Origin of the sequence: Zoogloea dura, from assembly GCF_012927165.1 — a bacterium.
Lineage (GTDB): Bacteria > Pseudomonadota > Gammaproteobacteria > Burkholderiales > Rhodocyclaceae > Zoogloea > Zoogloea dura.
The window spans coordinates 263663-282959 of the sequence record NZ_JABBGA010000005.1 but is presented as its reverse complement, the minus strand read 5'-3'; the positions used below and the strand labels follow the sequence as shown (position 1 = coordinate 282959).

Here is a 19297-nt window from a genome sequence, read left to right as displayed (position 1 = left end):
GCAGCGATCGCAACAGGCGTGGGGATCGTTTCATCCTAGGCTCGCTGGATGGTCTTCTCGACCACCGTCAGGACCGGGGCGGAGGGGGGGGAAGGGACATACTCGGGCACCCAGCGGCGCAGCTCGCCACGCACTTCTGCAGCACCAACCGCACGACGCTGGCGCAGCCACAGCAGCAAGGCCTCGATCCAGCCGTCCTCGACGGGCTGGGCGCGGGCGATGCGCAGCTTGGGGTGATGCGTGGCGCGCGTCTGCTCGGAGTCGGCCAGAACCTCCTCGTAGAGCTTCTCGCCGGGGCGCAGGCCGGTGAACACGATCCGCACATCGTCCTCGGAGCGCCCGGACAGGCGGATCATGTCGCGCGCCAGCTCGACGATCCGCACCGGCTCGCCCATGTCCATCACGAAGATCTCGCCACCCTGCCCCATCGACCCCGCCTGCAGCAACAGCTGCGCCGCCTCGGGGATGGACATGAAGAAACGCGTGATCTCGGGGTGGGTCACCGTCACCGGCCCCCCACTGGCGATCTGCTCCTGGAACTTGGGGATCACGCTGCCCGCGCTGCCCAGCACATTGCCGAAGCGCACGATCTCGAACTGAGTCCTGCCCTGCCGGGCCAGGGCCTGGCAGACACGCTCGGCCAGGCGCTTGGTGGCCCCCATCACATTGGTCGGGTTGACCGCCTTGTCGGTGGACACCAGCACAAAGCGCGGCACCCCCGCAGTCACGGCGCTGCGCGCCACCTGCCAGGTTCCGAGCACATTGTTGCGCACCGCCTGCCAGGCATTGTCGTCTTCCATCAGGGGCACGTGCTTGTAGGCCGCCGCATGGAACACCACGTGAGGGCGGTAACGGGCCATCACCTCGTCCACCCGCACCACGTCCTTCACGTCCCCCGCCAGCACGACGATCTGGACGTGGGGATAATGGACGGCAAACTCCTCTGCCAGCCGGTAGAGGCCAAACTCGCTGATGTCGAAGCAGACCAGCACCGAAGGCTCGAAACGCGCGATCTGGCGACACAGCTCGGAGCCGATCGACCCTCCCGCGCCGGTGACCATCACGGCCTTGCCGCGCAGGTACTCCCGCACCTCGAGGGTATCGATGCGCACCGGATCACGGCCCAGCAAGTCCTCCACATCCACCTTGCGGACTTCGCTGACCTTCACCCGGCCGGTCATCACATCCTCGATACCCGGCACGATCAGGGCCTTCACGCCGGCCCGCACGCACACGCTGGCCACCGCCCGCCGCACCTCGTGGCGCGCCCCGGGCATGGCGATGATCGCGTGGCGGACCTTGAATTCATCGGCCACCCGCGCCAGGTCGTCGATGCGCCCCAGCACCTTGCAGCCATAGACTTCGCGCCCCTGGCGGGCCCGGCTGTCGTCGAGCAGGCCCACCACCCGCCACTCCGCCGAACGGGACAGTTCGCGCACCAGGTTCACCGCCGCCTCGCCGCCGCCAAGCACCACCACCGGCTCGCCGAGGGCCCGCAGGGCACCATACAGGTGGAACTCCTTCCAGGTCCGGTAAAGCGCCCGGGTTCCGCCCGCGTAGATCGCCAGCAGCAAGGGCTGCATCAGGAAGACCAGGCGGGGCACCTCCGGGTGATAGCGCACCACCACCACGACCACCAGCGGCGTGACCAGGGCGGCCACCGCAACGGCCCGCGCGATGCGCAGCAGATCCGGCAGACTGGCAAACACCCACACACCCCGGTACAGCCCGAAAGCCCGCAGGATGCTGCCCTGGACCACGATGGCCACACCCAGGCCCACGACAGCGGCCGGCAGGAATTCCTGGGGAATCGCGAAGTTGAAGCGCACCAGGTATGCCAGCCACCAAGCCAGGACAACCCCGAACACATCGGACAGGAACACCAGGAAGGAATAATAGTTCTTGCTTATCAAGGCTTTTAACCCCCGGCCTCATGACAACGCCAAGCGCGGTCGATCCAGTAACCCAGGAGCAGATGGACAAGTAGGATCATTGTAATGATGATGCACTGCAGCGAAAACCCCGAGGACAAGGCCAGCAGGCCCGCTCCTCCCGCACCAGCCATCAGGGCATAGGCCAGCCAGGCCGTGCGCCTGTGCCCCAGCCCCAGGCGCACCAGGCGCTGGTAATAGTGGCTGCGGTGCGCCTGCCACACCTTCTCCCCCCGCTGAGCCCGCTTCGCCAGGGTCACCGTGGCATCGAGGATGAAGGGTGCAAAGACCAGCAGGGGGAACCACAGGGGCCAGGCCCCCCTGGCCCAACCGGCGATCCCCAGCGCGCCGGCCAGGAAGCCGAGGGGCACCGAGCCCACGTCGCCCATGAAGATCCGTGCCGGATGCAGGTTGAAGCACAGGAACCCCGCCGCCGCCGCCGCCACGCTGGCGGCCAGGGCCGCCAGGCCCGCCTCGCCGACCAGCCACGCCGCCGCCGCCAGGAACGAGAAGCCGAACAGGGCCATGCCTCCGGCCAGGCCATCGGAGCCATCCATGAAGTTGTACAGATTGCTCATCCACACCAGCCCCAGGCCCAGCAGCGGCCAACCCCACCAGGGCAGCTGAAACCCGGCCAGGGCCAGGAAGAGGACCGCCACCGCCACCTGGGCCAGCAGGCGGACTCGCGCCGACAGGCTGCGACGGTCATCCACCAGGCCCAGCAAGGCCAGCAGCCCGGCCCCCGGCAAGGCCACCAATTCCACCCAGCCCGGCCGGCCAAGCAAGGCCACCCAGGCACCGGCGGCAAGCACGCCGGCCATCACCCCCACCCCACCGGTGCGGGGAGTCGGCGTGGCATGCAGCGAGCGCTCGTTGGGCATGTCCAGGAAATGCAGCCAGGAGCCCGGCTGACAGCAGGCCCGGGTGACACCCCAGGCCACGCCGAAGGCGAGCAGCACTACCGATACCAGCAGGACCTCAGGCGCCATGGAGCATCTCCCACAGCCCGGCCTCGAGGCTCACCACGGCGCGCCAGCCCAGCTCCCGGTCGATCCGCTGGGGCGAATAGCAGGCTGAATCGAGCAGGCGTCCCAGCGCCTCGCTGTCCAGCGGAACCCGGCGGCCCGACAAGACCTGGAGCAGATCGCCGCAGCGGGCCGCGGCAAGCAGCAGCGCCCGGGGCACGGCCCAGCCCACCGGAGGCAGCCCGACGGCATGGCGCAGGGCATCGTAGAGCCCCCGCCCCGAGGGCGCCTGCGCGTGGGCGATGATGTAGGTGCGGCCCGCCGCCCGCGGGTCGCCGGCAACCAGGCGCATGGCCGCCACCAGATCATCCACATGAACCATCGAACGCCGGTTGCCGGTTTCCGGCAAGGGCGGAAAGAGCCCGCGCCGCACCAAGGCCGCCATGCGCTCCAGATTGCCCCGGCCACCGGCGCCAAAGACCATGGCCGGGCGCAGGTTGATCACCCGCATGCCATGGCGCCGGCCAGCCTCCAGCACGGCCTCCTCGGCAGCCCGCTTGGCCTGCCCATAGGCCGAGTCCGGCACACCCGGAGCGTCCTCGTCAGCACACAGCTCGCCCGGCTCGGCCTGGGCCTTGACGCTGGAGAGGAAGACGAAGCAACGCACCCCCGCCTGCCCGGCCGCCTCGGCCAGGGCCCGGGTGCCTTCGAAGTTCACCTGCCAGTGACGCGCCTCCTCATCGGCGGCGAGGCAGGCAAAGGCGTGGGCATGCCCGGCGCAGTGATAAACCGTATCCACGCCCGAGCAGGCCGGCGGCAGGGTGTCCGGGCGGGTCAGCTCCGCCTGTATCTCGGATGGCCCCGGCAACCCCCGGGTCATGACATGGACATCAGCCCCATCCTGGCGCAGCCTGGCCACCAGACGGCGCCCGATGAAACCCCGCCCGCCGGAAACCAGCACCGCCCCCGTCATCAGAAGGCCTCCCGGACACGCAGGAAACGGGCAAAGCGCGGCACGCCATCCGGCGTCAGGGAGGTGTAGCGGTAAGTCACCTGCGTCCCCAGCGGCGGCGGATCGCGGCGCAGGGCATCCGGCAGGCCGGTACCGATGTTGAAACGAAGCCCTTCAGGCGTCTCGACCCGCAGCGCCCCCAGCATACCCGCCAAGCGCCCCTTGCCAGGCAGGTGGGCGACCACGCGGGCTTCCGTATCGAGCCAGGGCTTGAGCTTGAGCAGGGCATCGCTGCGCCCGGTCAGGTAGGGCGCATCATCCCGGTGCAGCATCAGGCCCTCGCCACCGCCCGCCACGACCTCGGCCAGACGGGCCTGCAAGGCCTGCCTGTCGGGCACGCGGAACTGCTCGACGGCCTGCAGCCAGGGCACCCCGGCCCGCGCCACGATGTCACGCAGACGCCCGGCCCGCTCGGTGAAGGTGCCGCTGCCACCCGGCTGCTCGAACACCATGAAGCGGATCTGGCGCCACTCGGCCTCCTGCGGGGCTTTCCGGCGTACCGCCGCAGACAGCACATCGAAGCGTCCACGCCCCATCCACAACTCCCCGTCGAGGGCTTCGGCGGGCAGGCCGGCAATGAACCAGGCGGGCGCGACAACCGGATTACCGCTGCGGAAGCGCAGGGTCTGACCATCCCACACCGCCCGGGCGCCATCCAGTTTCTCGCTGACCCAGTAGTGCGGCAGGTCCACCTCGCCGCGCAGCACCTCGGCCAGCAGCAGGGGCGGCGCAGCAGCCCTGGCCGGCAGCCCGGCCAGGAGCAGGGCCAGCAGACAGGCGCTGAGGTAGTGCCAGCTTTGCCCCTTGAACCAACGCATCGACTTCACCCTGCCCCGTGCCAACCCGCCCCAGGCGGACGGCCCCATGCAAACGCCCGGACCACCCGGACATTGGAAGCCCGACATGATGCACCATATTGAAAACACAGGCATCGGCAGTCTGTAACCTAAAGTCCCGGATGCCGGACCATCGCACCGGAATGCTAGAATCCGGCCCCTGCACGGCAGCTGTCCGCCTCCCGCCGCCCTACCCCGACGACCCGCCTGGAGCCCGGTGAACACTCTCCCTATCGACGTCATCGTTCCCGTCTATCGGGGGCTGGATGAAACCCGGCGCTGCATCGAAAGCGCGCTCGCCGCCCGCCAGCAGACGCCCTTCGAGCTGATCGCCATCAACGACGCCGGCCCCGAGCCTGCGCTCAGCGCATGGCTGCGCGAAATGGCGGCGGAGGGCCACCTCAGCCTGCTCGAGAACGAGCACAACCTCGGCTTCGTGCTCACCGTGAACCGCGGCATGGCCCTGCACCCGGATCGGGACGTGGTGCTCCTCAACAGCGACACGGAAGTCGCCAACGACTGGCTGGACCGGCTGGTCGCCTGTGCGGCCCGCCACCCTTCGGCCGGCACCCTGACCCCCTGGTCCAACAACGCCACCATCTGCTCCTACCCCTTCGAGGGCTGGAACGGCGGCACGCCGGGGAAACTGGGCCTGGCCGGGCTCGACACGCTGATCAGCACCACCCTCGCCGGCCAGACCCTGGAGATCCCCACCGCCGTGGGCTTCTGCATGTACATCCGGCGGCGCTGCCTCGACGAGACCGGCCTCTTCGACGCCGAGCGCTTCGGCCGGGGCTATGGCGAAGAGAACGATTTCTGCCGGCGCGCCGCCCGCCTCGGCTGGCACAACCTGCTGGCGGCCGATATCTTCGTCTTCCATGAGGGTGGAGTCAGCTTCTCGGACGAACGCGCCGCTCTCCAGGCCAATGCCATGAAGCGCCTGCAGGAGGCCCACCCGGACTACATGGACGTGGTCATGGAGTTCATCCGGCGCGACCCCGCCGCGCCGCTGCGGACGCGCATCGACCAGGCCCGGCAGGCCTGCGGCAGCGACGAGGAAGCCCACCTGCTGGCCGAGCGGGGCAAGCCGCACGCCCTGACCACCCTGAAGGCCCTGCCGGCCCGCCGCGCCGCGCCGCGCCCGGTCCAGCTGCACATCAGCCACGGCTGGGGCGGTGGTGTCGAACGCTGGGTGCTCGACTTCTGCAAGGCCGACACCACCCGCCGCAACCTGTGGCTGCGCAGCTGCAGCGACCGCAATGCGGCAGGCTTCCGGCTGGCCCTGCTCGAGCCGGCCGTGTCGGCGGAGCCGCTGCTGGAGTGGGACCTGGCGCTCCCCATCCGCCACACCGCACTTGAACATCCCGAGTACGCCAGCCTGCTCGAGGGCCTGATCAGCGGCTTCGGCGTGCGCAGCGTGCTGGTGTCGTCCCTGGTCGGCCACGGGCTCGAGGCACTGGCCACCGGGCTGCCCACCGCCTTCGTGCTGCACGATCTCTACCCTTTCTGCCCGGCCCTGTTTGCCCATTTCGACAGCAACTGCACCAGCTGCACCAGCGGGCGCCTGGCCGGCTGCCTGCAGTCCAACCCGCTGAACGTCTTCTGGCACAACAGCACGGCGCACGAATGGCAGTTGCTGCGTGAAGCCCTCGGCCGCCGCCTGTCCGCCCCCGGCATTGCCATCGTCGCCCCCACCCGCAGCGTCCGGGAGCGCTGGGCCCAGCTCCTGCCCGCCATGGCCGCCCACCCCTGGCAGCACATCGAGCACGGCCTCGACCAACCCGGCCCCGCGCCCCGCGCCCTGCCACAGCGCCCCGACGGCCATCGCCTGCGCCTCGTCATCCCGGGCCGGCTGTCCCCACAGAAGGGCCTGGCGCTGCTCGAGGCCGTGATGCCCGCGCTGCTCTCCGTCGCCGACGTCGTGCTGCTGGGCTGCGGCGCCTTCGGAAAAGCCTTCCAGCACCTGTCCGGCGTCAGCCTGGTACCGGACTACCAGCAGCCCGACCTGGCCAGCCATCTCGAGGCCTGCCAGCCCGATGCCGCCCTGATGCTGTCCACCCTGCCCGAGTCCTTCAGCTACACCCTCTCCGAGATGTTCGCCTGCGGCCTGCCGGTCGTTGCCACCGACAGCGGCGCCTTTGCCGAGCGCATCGGGCACCGGCTCACCGGCCTGCTGGTGGCGCCGCAGCCCGACGAGATCATCGCCGCCGTCACCGGGCTCGACCAGGACCGGGCCCTGCTCGAGGCCATGCGCCGGAACGTGCTGGAACGCCCGGTTCGGCTCAGTCGGGAGATGGTCGAGGACTACCACCGCCTGCTCCCCCTGGCGCCAGCGGAGAGCCAGCCGGCCACCGAAGGATTCCTCGACACCCTGCACGCCCATGCCCGCCTGCAACACGAGAAAGCCGCGGCCCGGCTTGAACGGGAAGCCGCCACGGCGCAGGCCCGCCTCGAACAGCTGGCCCACGAACGGGACGCCGGCGCCGCCCTCAACAGCAGGCTGCAGCAACAGCTCGATGCGCTGCGCGCATCCAGCTCCTGGCGCCTGTCGGCCCCGCTGCGCGCCGCGTCACGGGTGCTGCGGGGCCTACGCGGAAGCACGGGCGTCACCAGCCAGCCAGCCCCCCCGGCGCCCCTGCCCGCCATCCGCGCCAGCCTGTCGCCCGCAGAGCGGCAGGAACTGCGGAGTCGGGTGAGAGGCTGGTTCCACATGCCGGACCGCTGCCGCATCATTCTCGGCTTCGGCCCTCCCGCGCAGGGTGGCGCTTTCCTCGAAAGGATCGGGCAGCTCACCAGCGGGCGCAACGACATCGCCTTCGTGCTGGGCGGTCTGGGGCCGGAGCATGCGTGCTGGCAGGCCGCCACCACACAGCTCGAAAGCCTGGTGGCCCGCCGCAAGCTGTTCTTCTCGCCATCCCTGCACGACCGGGAGGCCTTCCTGTGGGCCGCGGACGCCTATGTCGCCACCGACGCGACGCAGTTAGGCCAAAACCGGGACGACATCGCCCGCGCCAGCCTGCCTGTCATCGCGAACCCGGCCCCGCAGGCGGTGGCCGGCCATGAGACGGCCTGGGTCGGCTGGCCCGAGCTGCTGGCACGCTGGCCCCTCCACACCGGCAGCGAGGCTGCTCCTGGCCCTGCTCCTGCGCCTTAGCCGCGCAAGCGTTTCATGCACAAGCCCAGCCAGCGCAGGGGGCGCGACACCCGCCAGCTGGTGGAGGCATGGATCTCGGCGATGTGCTGATCGCGCTCCCGCAGTGCGGCCCGCAGCCCTTCCGCCTCGCCGCGCAGTCGCTCGAGCGCCTCGTGGACTTCGCGCAGGCGCCCCTCCTTCATGTCCAGGCGCACGCCCAGGCTCCTGGCGCCTTTCCAGCTGTGCAGCGCTGCCAGGAGGCTGTCGGTGGCCGGGTCGGACGGCCCTGCGGCCGGGATCATCAGCTCACCGGCAGGCAGTGGCAGCAGGCGGTGGTAGTCCGCCACCATATCGGCCAGGGAACGCACCGGCAGCACCTCGACGGCCGCCCGGATGCGTGCCAGCCGGCCGCGGTCGGCATCGATGGCGCGCAGGCAGGCCAGCAGCGAGGCCCTGTCCGGATCGAACAGGATGCCGTCCTCCCCGTCGCGGATCCGGTCGGCGAAGCCGCCCACGCGGGTGGCCAGCGGCGGGATGTGCATCTGCAGCAGCTCGCTGAGGGTGTAGCTGAAGGTCTCCGGCCAGGTGCTGAGCAGCAGGCCGCAATCCGGGGCGATGCCGTCCACGATCGCCGGCAGGTCCTCCAGGCGGTATTCGTCCACCACCTGCACCCCCGGCCGGTAGCGGAACAGCTCACCAGCCTCCTTGGCGCCCACCAGGTAGAGATCGGCAAAGCCGGTCAGCTCCGGCAGCACCTCGAAAAGCAGCTTCATGCCCTTGGTGACCGACTGGATGCCCAGCACCAGGATGCGCAGGCGGGCCCCATCGCCCCGTGCCGGCGGCGCCACCGGCCGTAGTGCCGGCGCCCGTCCGTGGGGGATGGTCTCGAAACGCAGCGCGCCCAGGGCCGGCACGATGCCAACCAGATGCCGGCGCACCGAGTCGGTCGGCACCACCATGGTGACCGCGTGGGTCTGCAGCAGGCGGGCCAGCCCTTCCCGGATGCGCAGGCGCTGCTCCACGGGGAAGACCCGGTAGGGCGAATTGAAGTCCGGATTGTGGGCGGCGCAATCGGCCAGACGCGCCGCGTCGCAACGGGTGCACACCTCGTTGAAGTACAGGTTGATGGCCGGGCAGGCAGGATAGAAGTCGTGGTTGATCACCAGCGTCGGCAGGCCGGTCGTCAGGATGTCGAGGGCATGCCCGATGAAGGACGAGACCAGGATGGCCGAGACCTGGAAATCCCGCAGGATGTCCGCCAGGGCCTGCTGGTATTCGGGGTGATGCTCGTCGGTGGCCTGCATCGGCCTTGCCAGCCGGATCAGGCGCAGGGGCCGCCCGGGCGCCCGGCCGTCGTACAGCACCAGGCCTTCGGCGTAGGCGTGGCTGAGGCTCCAGGGCTTGAGGACGAGATTCGTCCGGGTCGCGTCGGCGGCGCAGAAGTCGTTCAGCCACTGAACCACCCCACCCCCGAAATCATGGACCGCGTGCAGCTGGACCGGTCCCGCCGCACGCCGCAGGGCCGCGCCCGGCTGGCCGCTCCCTGCCTGCGCCACGGCGGCCAGCCGGGCGTGCAGCTCGCGGTTTTCGGCGTAGGTCCGGGACCACTCCGCATACACCGAATGCTCCCGATCGGCCACCAGGCTCAGGGTCGGCGTGATGCCATCGAGCCGACCCTGCTCGCGGGCACAGCAGACCAGGAAATACAGCTCGGGAGGCAGGGCCGTGTCGCCATCCACCGCCACCACCTCCACGTTTGCAGCCGGCTGCCCGAGGGGCCAGACCAGGGAGTGGAAGCAGGGCCGCTGGGCGAACCAGGTCTGCCCGGGGAAATGCGGAGCCAGCAGGGCTCGCAGCTCTTCCCGGTCCAGCTCGCGCAGGTGATGGGGGTTGTGATAGCCCCGCCGCTCCGAGTACTCGACCCGGTTCGGCGATGAGATGATGAACAGGCCACCCGGCGCCAGCAGGCGATCCACCTCGTCCATGAAGGCCGCATGGGCCACCATATGCTCGATCGTCTCGAAGGATACGATCACGTCGAAACTGGCGTCCGGCAGCGGGATGCTGTCGCAGCTGGCCTTCACGTAGCGCAGGTTGGCACGCTGCCCGTAACGCTGCACCGCGTGTCCGACCGCTTCCGCGGAGATGTCCACGCCCACCACCGACGCCGCCTGCTCCGCCAGCAGGGCGCTGCCATAGCCCTCCCCGCTGGCGACATCCAGCACCCGCAAACCCGCCACGTGGGCCCGTGCAAACAGGTAGCGGTGCCAGTGTTCGTAGATGATCTCCCCTTCGCATTCGGGGAGGAAACGCTCGCCAGTAAATTCCAAAGACATGATTCATCCATCTCCATCATTCCCGGGCCGGGCCGGCCGGGTATCCGGCCGACCGGCCTTCGTGCAGCGCACAAAGCGCTCGGAGTGACGCAGTTTTGAAGGTAAACTCCATCCGCCCGGCAGGGCGGGATGGTGCTCCAGCCCGAAACATCCGCGGCAGCCCGGGGCGCCGGCTCATCGGGGGCGCCTACCCTACCACCAGCCACTGCCGCTCACCAGCGAGACTCCATGCACACCCCCGCCATCAGCGTCGTCGTCCCTGCCTTCAACCACGAGGCCTATGTGGTCGAAGCCCTCGAGAGCGTGCTGGCCCAGAGCCTGGGCGACCTGGAGCTGATCGTCATCGACGACGCCTCCCGGGACGGCACCTGGGATGCCATCCACAGCGTGCGCGACCCACGCATCCGGGCCCTGCGGCATGCAGGCAACCAGGGCGCCCACCAGACCCTCAACGAAGGCCTGACCCTCGCCCGCGGCCGCTACCTGGCCATCCTCAACTCCGACGACCGCTACCACCCCGAGCGCCTGGCGCGCTTGGTGCATGCCCTGGGAGACGCGCCGCGCCTGGCCTTCAGCGACATCGGCTTCATGGACGGCAAGGGCCTGCCCGCCCCTCAGCATGAACGCGCCCACGACTATGCGGAGGCCTGCCGGCGGGCCGGCCAGCTGCCGCCGGCGGGCTGGCTGCTCAGCAGCAACCTGGCCATCAGCACCTCCAACTTCCTGTTTCCGCGCAGCCTGTTCGAGCGGGTCGGCAGCTTTGCCAACCTGCGCTACACCCACGACTGGGACTGGGCCCTGCGGGCCAGCGTGCAGCTGCCGCCCATGTGGCTGCGTGAGACCCTGCTCGAATACCGGGTCCATCCCGCCAACACCCTGGCGGAAGACGATGTCTGGCGCCATGTCCACGAGAACGCCTACATCCAGACCCTGGCCCTGGGCGGCAGCCTGGAAGGTCTGGACGCCCGCCAGGCCTGCACCGCGCTGCTGCACAACGCCAGCCTCCACCCGGCCGCCACCCTGGCCTTCCTGGTCGCCGCCCGCCGCCTGCCGCAGCCGGAGGCACTGCAGGCCTTCACCCGGCCCGACGGAGGGCAGTGGCTTCTGCCCGGCATGGCCCGCGACTGCGGGCTGGACCCGCGGATCTTCCTGTCCGCGCGCACCCTGTCCAACCAGCAGCAGGCGCTGGAAGCCCAGGCCGCCCTGATCGAGGAACGCTGGGACACCATCCAGCGCATGAGCGAAACCATCGCCCAGCGCGACGCCAGCATCGCCGCCCAGGCCCGCCTGATCGAGGAAAGGGCCGACACCATCGCCCACATGGGGCAGGAGATCGCCCACCGCGACGAAGCCATCGCCGCCCAGGCACGGCTGCTCGAAGAGCGCTACGCGGCGATGACTGCGATGGAACAGGCAATTGAAAGCCGGGACAGCCTGATCGGCGAACGCGACAAGGAAATCACCCATCTCCGGCATACCCCGTGGAACCGCTTGCGAGGGCTTGTTGCACGCATCGTTGACGGCCGCTGAGCACGGTGCGATGAAGGCTCTCTCCCTCACGCCAGTAGGCACGGCGAAGCGCCTGGACAGTCTCGACCTGCTGCGCTTCTTCGCAGCCGCCTCGGTGCTGCTTTACCACTACACCTTCATCGGACCCCTGCAAGGCTTCTGGCCGAAAACCCTCTTCCTCCCCCTGGCTCACTGGGGTGATCTGGGAGTGGACCTGTTTTTCGTGATCAGCGGCTTCGTGATCACCCTGACCTCCGAGAACCGGGGCCCCGGTGCCTTTCTCTCGGCCCGGGCGACCCGCCTGTTCCCCGCTTTCCTGGTCTGCTCTGCAATCACGGCCAGCATGGCGATTACACTGCCGGGCATATCGGCGGCGGAAATCCTGCCCCGCTGGCTGGCCAGCCTGACCTATTTTCCCCGCGCCTTCGGAGTGGAACCCCTGTCATCGGTTTACTGGACCCTGGCCATCGAGGTCCAGTTCTATGGGCTGGTGACCCTGCTCCTCGCCGTCGGTTGGTGGAAGCGCCATGGCGATCTGATCCTCTGGAGCTGGCTGCTCATCTCGTTTGCAACCCAGTACCTCCACCGTGAACCGCTGCTGGCCGAGGTACTGATCACTGAATACGCCGGCCATTTCTGCGCCGGCATGATCCTCTACCGCATCCACGCCGGCCAGCCACCCCGCTTCGCCACCCCGGCGCTACTGCTGGCCTTCAGCCTGATGTCCAAACACATCCAGCACATCGACGAATGGCTGGGCGGCAGCTACCAGGTACTCTTCCCGCCTCTCGGCATCCTCCTTGCCGCTCCAGCCATCGCCTGCATTGTTCTTGTTGCCGCCAGGGCCTCTGCATTGCCACCAGGCCCGATCGCACGCGGGGCCGCCCTGCTGGGGGCCATGAGCTACCCCCTCTACCTGGTCCATGCCGACCTGGGCTTCTGGTCCCACGCCATCTTCGAGCGCAAATGGTTCGGGCGTTATCCTGGCCTGGCAGACACGATCACTTATCCGCTCATGGCGCTGGGGGCCTCCACTCTGTCAATCCTGCTCGCAGCTCTTGTCGCGGCCCGCGTTGAACCGTGCCTTCAAGCCCGGATGAAGGCACGGATAACAGCCCACGCCCCCCATTGAGACATCGCCGTTCGACGTACCATCCGGAAGGCAGACGCCAGGTGGCGGAAGAAGGATTGCTGCAGCGCAAGACAAATATTGCAGAGGACGCTAGCATGCCCGCATGACATAGCCGCAGAATATGCAGGCCGCCTCACGAACCGCGCAATCATGAACATGCCCAGCCCCCCTTCGGAAGCCCTTTCCATGGCAACGCCGGCCAAGGGGAACAGCGCATCCAGCCACGCCCTTCTCTCCATCGTCATCCCCTGTTTCAACGAGGAAGAGGTCATCGGTGAGACGCTCTGTCGCCTGCGGGCCTTCTGCGCGGAACTGCATAATCTGGACGTCGAGCTGATCTTCGTGGACGACGGCAGCCGCGACCGCACCCGCTTGCTGCTCAAGGGCTTTGCGGCCGAAGACCCGCAGATCAAGCTCGTCTGCTTTGCCCGCAACTTCGGCCACCAGATCGCGGTGACTGCGGGCATCGACGCCGCACGGGGCGATGCCGTGGTGCTGATCGACGCAGACCTGCAGGACCCGCCCGAGGTCATTCTCGAGATGGTCCGGAAGTGGCGTGAAGGCTACGACGTGGTGTATGGCACGCGCACCGAGAGGCCCGGGGAGTCACGCTTCAAGCTGGCCACGGCAAGGGGCTTCTACCGCCTCCTCAACCGCCTGTCGGATGTGCCGATCCCGCTCGACACCGGCGACTTCAGGCTCATGAGCCGCAAGGTGGTCACCACCCTGCAGGCGATGCCCGAACGCGACCGCTTCGTGCGCGGCATGGTCAGCTGGGTCGGTTTCAACCAGATCGCCCTGCCCTATCGGCGGGCCGAACGCTTTGCCGGCGAGAGCAAGTACCCCCTGCGCAAGATGATCCGCTTCGCCACCGACGGCATCCTGTCCTTCTCGAGCAAGCCGCTGCAGCTCTCCGTGGCGATGGGCATGACCTGCGCGTCCATTGCCCTGGCCGGCATCCTGTATGCCCTCATCCTGAGGCTGTTCACCGACATCTGGGTGGAGGGCTGGACGGCGCTGATGATCGCCGTGCTGTTCATCGGTGGCGTCCAGCTCATCAGCGTGGGCATCCTCGGCGAATACGTGGGTCGCATCTACAACGAGATCAAGGGGCGCCCGCTCTACGTGGTCAATGAATACATCGGCTTCCGTGAAGAGGGGCCCGCCACCTCCCGCAGCCCCGTGGTGCATAACCGATGAGCGCCGGCAAGCTGTTCAAGCTGATGCTGGGCGTGGGGCTGGCGGTCTTCTTCCTGTGGCTGGTCGTACGCCAGATCAGCCTGGCCGACCTGAAAACGGCTTTTGCCGCCGCCGACCCCGTCTGGATCGGAGTCGCCCTGGTCGCTTTCTTCGTTGGCTACGCCTGCCGGATCGAGCGCTGGCTCCTGATGCTGCAGCGGGACAACCCGAGCCTGGGCTGGCATCACTGTGCTGGCCCGTTGATGGCCAGCGTGGCGGCCAACAACGTGCTGCCCTTCCGGGCTGGCGACCTTGTCCGGGCCTTCGGCTTCAACCGGCGGCTGGGAATCGGCGCCAGCACAGCCATCGTCACCCTCTTCGCCGAACGCCTGCTGGACCTGCTGATGGTGCTGCTCTTCCTGGGTGGAGCCCTGGCGTGCTTCGGCACCGACCTCACCCGGCTGGCTGGTGTCGGCAGCGCCGTGCCGATCGCGGCGGCGGCCGGCATCCTCGGGCTGCTGCTGTCCCCCCGGCTGTTCGCCGCCCCGGCGCGCGCCCTGGCGCGGGCGCTCACCCGGGTGGCCCCCGGGCCGGGGCAGAAGATCCAGGCCGAGATCGACAAGGCGCTGACTACGCTGGAGCATTTCTCGGCAGGCCACACCATGCCCCGGTTGATCGCCTGGTCCTTTCTGGCCTGGCTGGCCGAAGGCTGTGTCTTCTGGTGTGCGGGCCTGGCCCTGCCCGCCCTGTCCGCCCCTCTTGGCGGCTGGCTGGCCCTGCCGGTGGGCACCCTGGCGACGCTCATCCCCAGCACGCCCGGCTACATCGGCACCTTCGACTACTTCACCGCCCGGGCCATGACCGAACTTGGCAACCCGGCCGCTGCGGCCACCGCCTACGCCCTGCTGGTGCACATCCTGCTCTGGCTGCCGGCCACCCTGGCGGGCGGCATCTACCTGATCCTGAATCCGACCCGGCCATCCCCCGAAGCCGAAACCTGCTGACCATGACGCTCTCCCATACCACCCGGACCACCATTGTCGGTGGTGGCTTCACCGGCCTGACGGCTGCCTACGAACTGGCCTCTCAGGGCATCCAGGTCACCGTCCTCGAGGCCGAGAACGAGATCGGCGGCCTTGCCGCGGCCTTCGACGTGGCCGGAGAAAAGCTCGACCGCTTCTATCACCACTGGTTCACCAACGACCTCGAGGTGATGCAACTCATCGAGGAACTCGGCCTCGGCGACCGGGTGGAGATCAATCCCACCAACACCGGGGTGTACTACGCCAACAACTTCTTCAAGCTGTCGACGCCCTGGGACCTCCTCAATTTCACGCCCCTCGGCTTCACCGACCGGATCCGCCTCGGCCTGCTGGCCCTGCGCGCCCGCCGGGTCAAGGACTGGATGTCCCTCGAGAACAAGACCGCCCACGAATGGCTGCGTGAGCTGGGGGGTGCCAAGGTCTACAAGGTCGTCTGGGAACCCCTCCTGAAGGGCAAGTTCGGCCCCTACGCAGAGGACATTTCGGCGGTCTGGTTCTGGAACAAGCTCAAACTGCGTGGCGGCAGCCGGGGCAAGGGCGGCGAGGAGCGCCTCGCCTACTTCAAGGGCGGCTTCGTGGCGCTGGCCGAGGCACTGGCCCGGCGCATCCGCGAACTGGGCGGCCGCATCGAGCTGAATGCGCCCGTCACGTCCATCGCCCACCAGAACGGCATCTGGCATACCACCACCCCCGGCGGGGTGGTGCAGTCCGAAAGGGTGATCGGCACCACCGCACTGCCGCTGCTGGCCGACATGCTGCGGGGCTGGGCCAGCCCGGACTACCTGCGCAGCCTCGAGCAGATCCAGTACATCGGCAACGTCTGCCTGGTGCTGGAGCTCGACCGGCCGCTGTCGAAGACCTACTGGCTCAACGTCAACGACCCCAGCTTCCCCTTTGTAGGCGTGATCGAACACACCAACTTCGAACGCCCTGAAACCTACGGCGGCCGGCACATCGTGTACCTGTCCAAGTACCTGCCCCACACCGACCCGCTCTACGCCATGGATGCGGACGCCTTCCTCGACTACGCCCTGCCCTTCCTCAAGACCATGTTCCCGGCCCTTGAACGGTCGTGGATCCAGGCCCGTCACCTGTGGCGCGCCCGCTGGTCGCAGCCGGTCGTGGCACGCCACTACAGCCGGCTGATCCCCCCGGAAGACGGGCCTGTCGAGGGGCTCCACCTGTGCTCGATGGCCCAGATCTACCCCGAGGACCGTGGCACCAACTATGCCATCCGCGAAGGCCGGCGCATCGGCCGCCAGCTGGCCGCAGCCATGTCCACGCGATGAGCACGCCCCGCCCCGCCTCCACCGTGGCGGCATCGCCCCGGCCGCTGGGCAAGGCCGCCGCGCTGCTGTTCGCCTTTGCCCTGAGCCTGCTCCTGTACCTTGGCGGCACCGCCGCCATCCACCTGGGTGGCGCCCACCTCGTCCGCACCGACTACATCAGCAAACCCGCCGCAGCCCCGAAGGTCGAGGTCAGCACCCGGATCTTCCAGCGTGCCTATGGCGACATCCACGTCCGCAGCGAGAAGAGCCGGGGCGGCCCCAAACCCTATGTCAGGACGCTGGCCTGGCTGGCCCTCTTCGCGGGCAGCCTGATCGCCATCCGCCGCGTCGCTCCGCTACGCAAGGGCTGCGAGATGCTCCTCGGGCGCATCCGGCGCATCCACCCTCTGGAGGGTGCCCTCTTCTTCGGCATGAGCCTGTGGGTGCTCGGCAAGCCGGGCATCATCGACATGCTGCCCCTCGGCCAGGTGATCGAAGGCATCCGCGAGGGCGTCAACTTCTATACGGTCAGCGCCCTCCAGGGGCAGGCCGGTGCCTTGCCGATCTTTCCCTACAACCCACCGGCCTACTTCCTGCTCGCAGTCCTCTCTGAAGCCCAGGGCGCCCTGGATTCGCTGGGCCTTGGCCCGGCGCCTCGACATGGCCTGCTCCAATGGCTGCTGTTCGTCACCTACCTGGTTCTGGTCGGACTCATGACGACCATCGTCCAGACCCTGCGCCTGCCTTTGCTGCAGGGGCGCCCCCTGTTCTACTTCATCCTGCTCAACCCGCTCGGGCTCTACTACACGGTCTTCCTGGGGCAGATCGATCTGATCGTCGTCACCCTGCTCATGGGCGGACTCTACCAGCTCCATGTGCGCAAGGCCTGGCCATCGGCCTTCGCCCTGCTGCTGGCCGGCCTCTGTTTCGCCAAACCCCAGCACCTCCTGGCCCTGCCGCCGATCGGGCTGCTGGGCATCGCCCTTGCGGACCGGCGGGCGGCCGGGCGGCACCTCGCCTTCATGCTTGCCCTAGCGGCCGGCTGTGGCCTCGCCTATGCAGCGTACTCCCTGGCACCGGGATTCTACGCAGCCCTCGACGCCAACCCGCAGACAGGGCGCCTGGCCTGGTCGGAGTGGTGGTCCCTGTTCGGCGGCGCCATCAGCATCAACCGGCCCATCGGCTATGCCATGATCGCCACGCTCATACTGATCCACCTGATGCCGGAGCGGGTTCGCCATGCAGAAGCGCCATTGGCGCTCGGGGCCCTCGGCATCGGGATCATCGTGGCCTGCTTCCAGGCCTCCTTCGCCCACACCTTCGGCCTGGCGATCTTCCTGTTCCCCGCGGTGGTCATTCTCGCCACCAGCAGCCACAGCCTGCTCAAGGCGTGCCTGCTGTCCGTCTTCTCTGCAGGCCTCCTGGCGACCTGGGGGCTCGGCCTCGAGGGCGACTTCACCATGGCCTTCGACCCATCTGGCGCCGGCCTGGGCACCCTCACCGAGATACGGCTTGCAGGAATTCCTTACACATCTGTCGTCCAGAGCGTCGAAACCGCAGCCTACCTCGGCTTTGCGGCCATCAGTTCCCTCCAGCTGGTCCGCTTCAGCAGGGACTAGGGCTGCCCCCGCCATGGGGGGCATGCGATAATTGCGGGCTATGCGCACCGGGGAGGGGCATTTCCCGCTCCGGTCGCCTCGAATAATTACGCTACGCACCACCGCACACCCTCATGGCCACTATCGCCTGGCTGATCCCGAGACTGATCGAAGGCTCGGGCGGGCATCGCACGATGCTCGAACATGCCCTCGCCCTCGAGCGTCACGGACACCACTGTCACCTCTACCTTGAAGGCAGCCACGCCGACCCGGACAAGGGCCGGCAGCTCATCGAGCAGATCTTCGGCTACCGCTTCGAGCGGGTCAGCTTCGGCTGGGACACAATCCAGCCCGCCGACGCCGTGGTGGCCACCATCTGGTACTCCGCCGCCATCGTCCGCGACCTGGCCTTCCCCTGCCGCAAGCTGTACTTCGTGCAGGACTACGAGGCCTGCTTCAATCCCATGGGCGACGCCTACCTGATGGCGGAGAACTCCTACCGCTACGGGCTGACCCCGGTGACCATCGGGCGCTGGCTGCGCCACGAGCTGGCCGCGCGCTTCGGGGTGGCCGCCTATCACTTCGACTTTGGCGCCAACCTGGACATCTACCGGCCCCTGCCCGAAGTACGCAAGGAGCTCGCCGTGTGCTTCATCCACCAGCCCGACAAGCCGCGCCGCTGCAGCCGGCTGGGCCTGGAGGCGCTGGGCATCGTCAAGCACCGCATGCCGGAGGTGAAGACCTACCTGTACGGCTCCCCGGCGCGCGACAAGGGCAACATCTGGTTCGACCACGAGCACCTCGGCCTGCTCAACCTGCAGGACTGCAATGCGCTCTACAACCGCAGCGCGGTGGGCCTGTGCCTGAGCAGCTCCAACCCGTCCCGGGTGCCCTTCGAGATGATGGCCGCCGGCCTGCCGGTGGTGGAGATGTGGCGCGAGAACACCCTCTACGACTTCCCGCCGGAAGCCGTGAGCCTGGCCAACCAGACGCCGGAGTGCATCGCCGAGAGCATCCTGCGCCTGCTCAACCAGCCCGCCACCCGCAGCGCCATGAGCCAGGCCGGCACCCGCTTCATGGCCGACCGGCCGCTGAGCGTCGAGACCGACCAGTTCCGTGACGCCGTCGAACGCGTGCTGAAGGGGCAGAGCCCCGACCTGAGCGGCATCGAGCGCCTGTACACCGCCCCGGCGGAGACCTCGCGCCACTACGTGGGGACCCTGCCGGACAGCATCCAGCGCCGCCTGTCGACGCCGCCGAATGCCTACGTCAACGCCCTCCCGCCGCGTCTGCGCCGCTTTGTCGGCTGGGGCGCCCGGGTGGCACGCCGGCTCCTCGAGAACCGCTGAGACGCC

Annotated in this window: 13 protein-coding genes; 8 read left to right on the top strand and 5 right to left on the bottom strand. The window is 68.5% G+C overall.

The genetic code is table 11. The features are described from left to right. Positions 1–35: 35 nt before the first annotated feature. The 4 genes from HHL15_RS09085 to HHL15_RS09070 are packed head-to-tail and all read right to left on the bottom strand — an operon-like array spanning position 36 to position 4726. The gene (locus HHL15_RS09085; RefSeq protein ID WP_169145434.1) at positions 36–1913 is read right to left on the bottom strand and encodes a polysaccharide biosynthesis protein; all 1878 of its coding nucleotides are present in this window, start codon (positions 1911–1913) and stop codon (positions 36–38) included. Positions 1914–1918: 5 nt separating this feature from the next. Further along, positions 1919–2920 (bottom strand): MraY family glycosyltransferase, encoded by a 1002-nt coding sequence (locus HHL15_RS09080; protein ID WP_169145433.1) that lies wholly within the window; start codon positions 2918–2920, stop codon positions 1919–1921. After that, a complete protein-coding gene (locus tag HHL15_RS09075; protein WP_169145432.1) occupies positions 2910–3869 on the bottom strand; it encodes an NAD-dependent epimerase/dehydratase family protein in 960 nt (319 codons plus the stop codon). Before HHL15_RS09075 ends, HHL15_RS09080 begins: the two co-directional genes overlap by 11 nt. Continuing rightward, entirely contained in the window at positions 3869–4726 is an 858-nt protein-coding gene (locus tag HHL15_RS09070) for a DNA ligase (RefSeq protein WP_169145431.1), read from the bottom strand. The genes HHL15_RS09075 and HHL15_RS09070 overlap by 1 nt, the downstream gene beginning before the upstream one ends. 235 nt (positions 4727–4961) lie before the next feature. Between HHL15_RS09070 and HHL15_RS09065 the strand changes: the two genes are divergently transcribed. Then, complete coding sequence (locus tag HHL15_RS09065; RefSeq protein WP_169145430.1) at positions 4962–7898, top strand: glycosyltransferase; 2937 nt, start codon at positions 4962–4964, stop codon at positions 7896–7898. Here HHL15_RS09065 and HHL15_RS09060 read toward each other — a convergent pair. Then, a complete protein-coding gene (locus HHL15_RS09060) occupies positions 7895–10213 on the bottom strand; it encodes a methyltransferase domain-containing protein (RefSeq protein ID WP_169145429.1) in 2319 nt (772 codons plus the stop codon). The two genes, HHL15_RS09065 and HHL15_RS09060, sit on opposite strands and share 4 nt — an antisense overlap. 228 nt (positions 10214–10441) lie before the next feature. Here HHL15_RS09060 and HHL15_RS09055 point away from each other — a divergent pair, with 228 nt between their 5' ends. The 7 genes from HHL15_RS09055 to HHL15_RS09025 all read left to right on the top strand — a co-directional run bounded on the left by HHL15_RS09055 (position 10442) and on the right by HHL15_RS09025 (position 19291). After that, positions 10442–11743: a glycosyltransferase family 2 protein gene (locus tag HHL15_RS09055; RefSeq protein ID WP_169145428.1), complete on the top strand. Its 1302-nt coding sequence runs from the start codon at positions 10442–10444 to the stop codon at positions 11741–11743. Positions 11744–11753: 10 nt separating this feature from the next. Further along, on the top strand, positions 11754–12854 hold the full coding sequence (locus HHL15_RS09050) for an acyltransferase family protein (protein ID WP_169145427.1): 1101 nt from the start codon (positions 11754–11756) through the stop codon (positions 12852–12854). Between the two features lie 150 nt (positions 12855–13004). Further along, entirely contained in the window at positions 13005–14054 is a 1050-nt protein-coding gene (locus tag HHL15_RS09045) for a glycosyltransferase family 2 protein (protein ID WP_235943299.1), read from the top strand. Then, positions 14051–15037, top strand: a complete 987-nt coding sequence (locus HHL15_RS09040; protein ID WP_169145426.1) for a lysylphosphatidylglycerol synthase transmembrane domain-containing protein — start codon at positions 14051–14053, stop codon at positions 15035–15037. Before HHL15_RS09045 ends, HHL15_RS09040 begins: the two co-directional genes overlap by 4 nt. Before the next feature lie 2 nt (positions 15038–15039). After that, positions 15040–16365, top strand: a complete 1326-nt coding sequence (locus HHL15_RS09035) for an NAD(P)/FAD-dependent oxidoreductase (protein ID WP_169145425.1) — start codon at positions 15040–15042, stop codon at positions 16363–16365. After that, the gene (locus HHL15_RS09030) at positions 16362–17963 is read left to right on the top strand and encodes a glycosyltransferase family 87 protein (RefSeq protein ID WP_169145424.1); all 1602 of its coding nucleotides are present in this window, start codon (positions 16362–16364) and stop codon (positions 17961–17963) included. The genes HHL15_RS09035 and HHL15_RS09030 overlap by 4 nt, the downstream gene beginning before the upstream one ends. A 113-nt stretch (positions 17964–18076) precedes the next feature. Next, positions 18077–19291, top strand: a complete 1215-nt coding sequence (locus tag HHL15_RS09025) for a glycosyltransferase family 4 protein (protein ID WP_169145423.1) — start codon at positions 18077–18079, stop codon at positions 19289–19291. Positions 19292–19297 lie beyond the last annotated feature (6 nt).

Bases quoted from the DNA above. Each gene is read 5' to 3' on its own strand.
- HHL15_RS09080 (WP_169145433.1), bottom strand. From the start codon at position 2,920: ATGGCGCCTGAGGTCCTGCTGGTATCGGTAGTGCTGCTCGCCTTCGGC.
- HHL15_RS09075 (WP_169145432.1), bottom strand. From the start codon at position 3,869: ATGACGGGGGCGGTGCTGGTTTCCGGCGGGCGGGGTTTCATCGGGCGC.
- HHL15_RS09070 (WP_169145431.1), bottom strand. From the start codon at position 4,726: ATGCGTTGGTTCAAGGGGCAAAGCTGGCACTACCTCAGCGCCTGTCTG.
- HHL15_RS09060 (WP_169145429.1), bottom strand. From the start codon at position 10,213: ATGTCTTTGGAATTTACTGGCGAGCGTTTCCTCCCCGAATGCGAAGGG.
- HHL15_RS09055 (WP_169145428.1), top strand. From the start codon at position 10,442: ATGCACACCCCCGCCATCAGCGTCGTCGTCCCTGCCTTCAACCACGAG.
- HHL15_RS09050 (WP_169145427.1), top strand. From the start codon at position 11,754: ATGAAGGCTCTCTCCCTCACGCCAGTAGGCACGGCGAAGCGCCTGGAC.
- HHL15_RS09045 (WP_235943299.1), top strand. From the start codon at position 13,005: ATGAACATGCCCAGCCCCCCTTCGGAAGCCCTTTCCATGGCAACGCCG.
- HHL15_RS09040 (WP_169145426.1), top strand. From the start codon at position 14,051: ATGAGCGCCGGCAAGCTGTTCAAGCTGATGCTGGGCGTGGGGCTGGCG.
- HHL15_RS09035 (WP_169145425.1), top strand. From the start codon at position 15,040: ATGACGCTCTCCCATACCACCCGGACCACCATTGTCGGTGGTGGCTTC.
- HHL15_RS09030 (WP_169145424.1), top strand. From the start codon at position 16,362: ATGAGCACGCCCCGCCCCGCCTCCACCGTGGCGGCATCGCCCCGGCCG.
- HHL15_RS09025 (WP_169145423.1), top strand. From the start codon at position 18,077: ATGGCCACTATCGCCTGGCTGATCCCGAGACTGATCGAAGGCTCGGGC.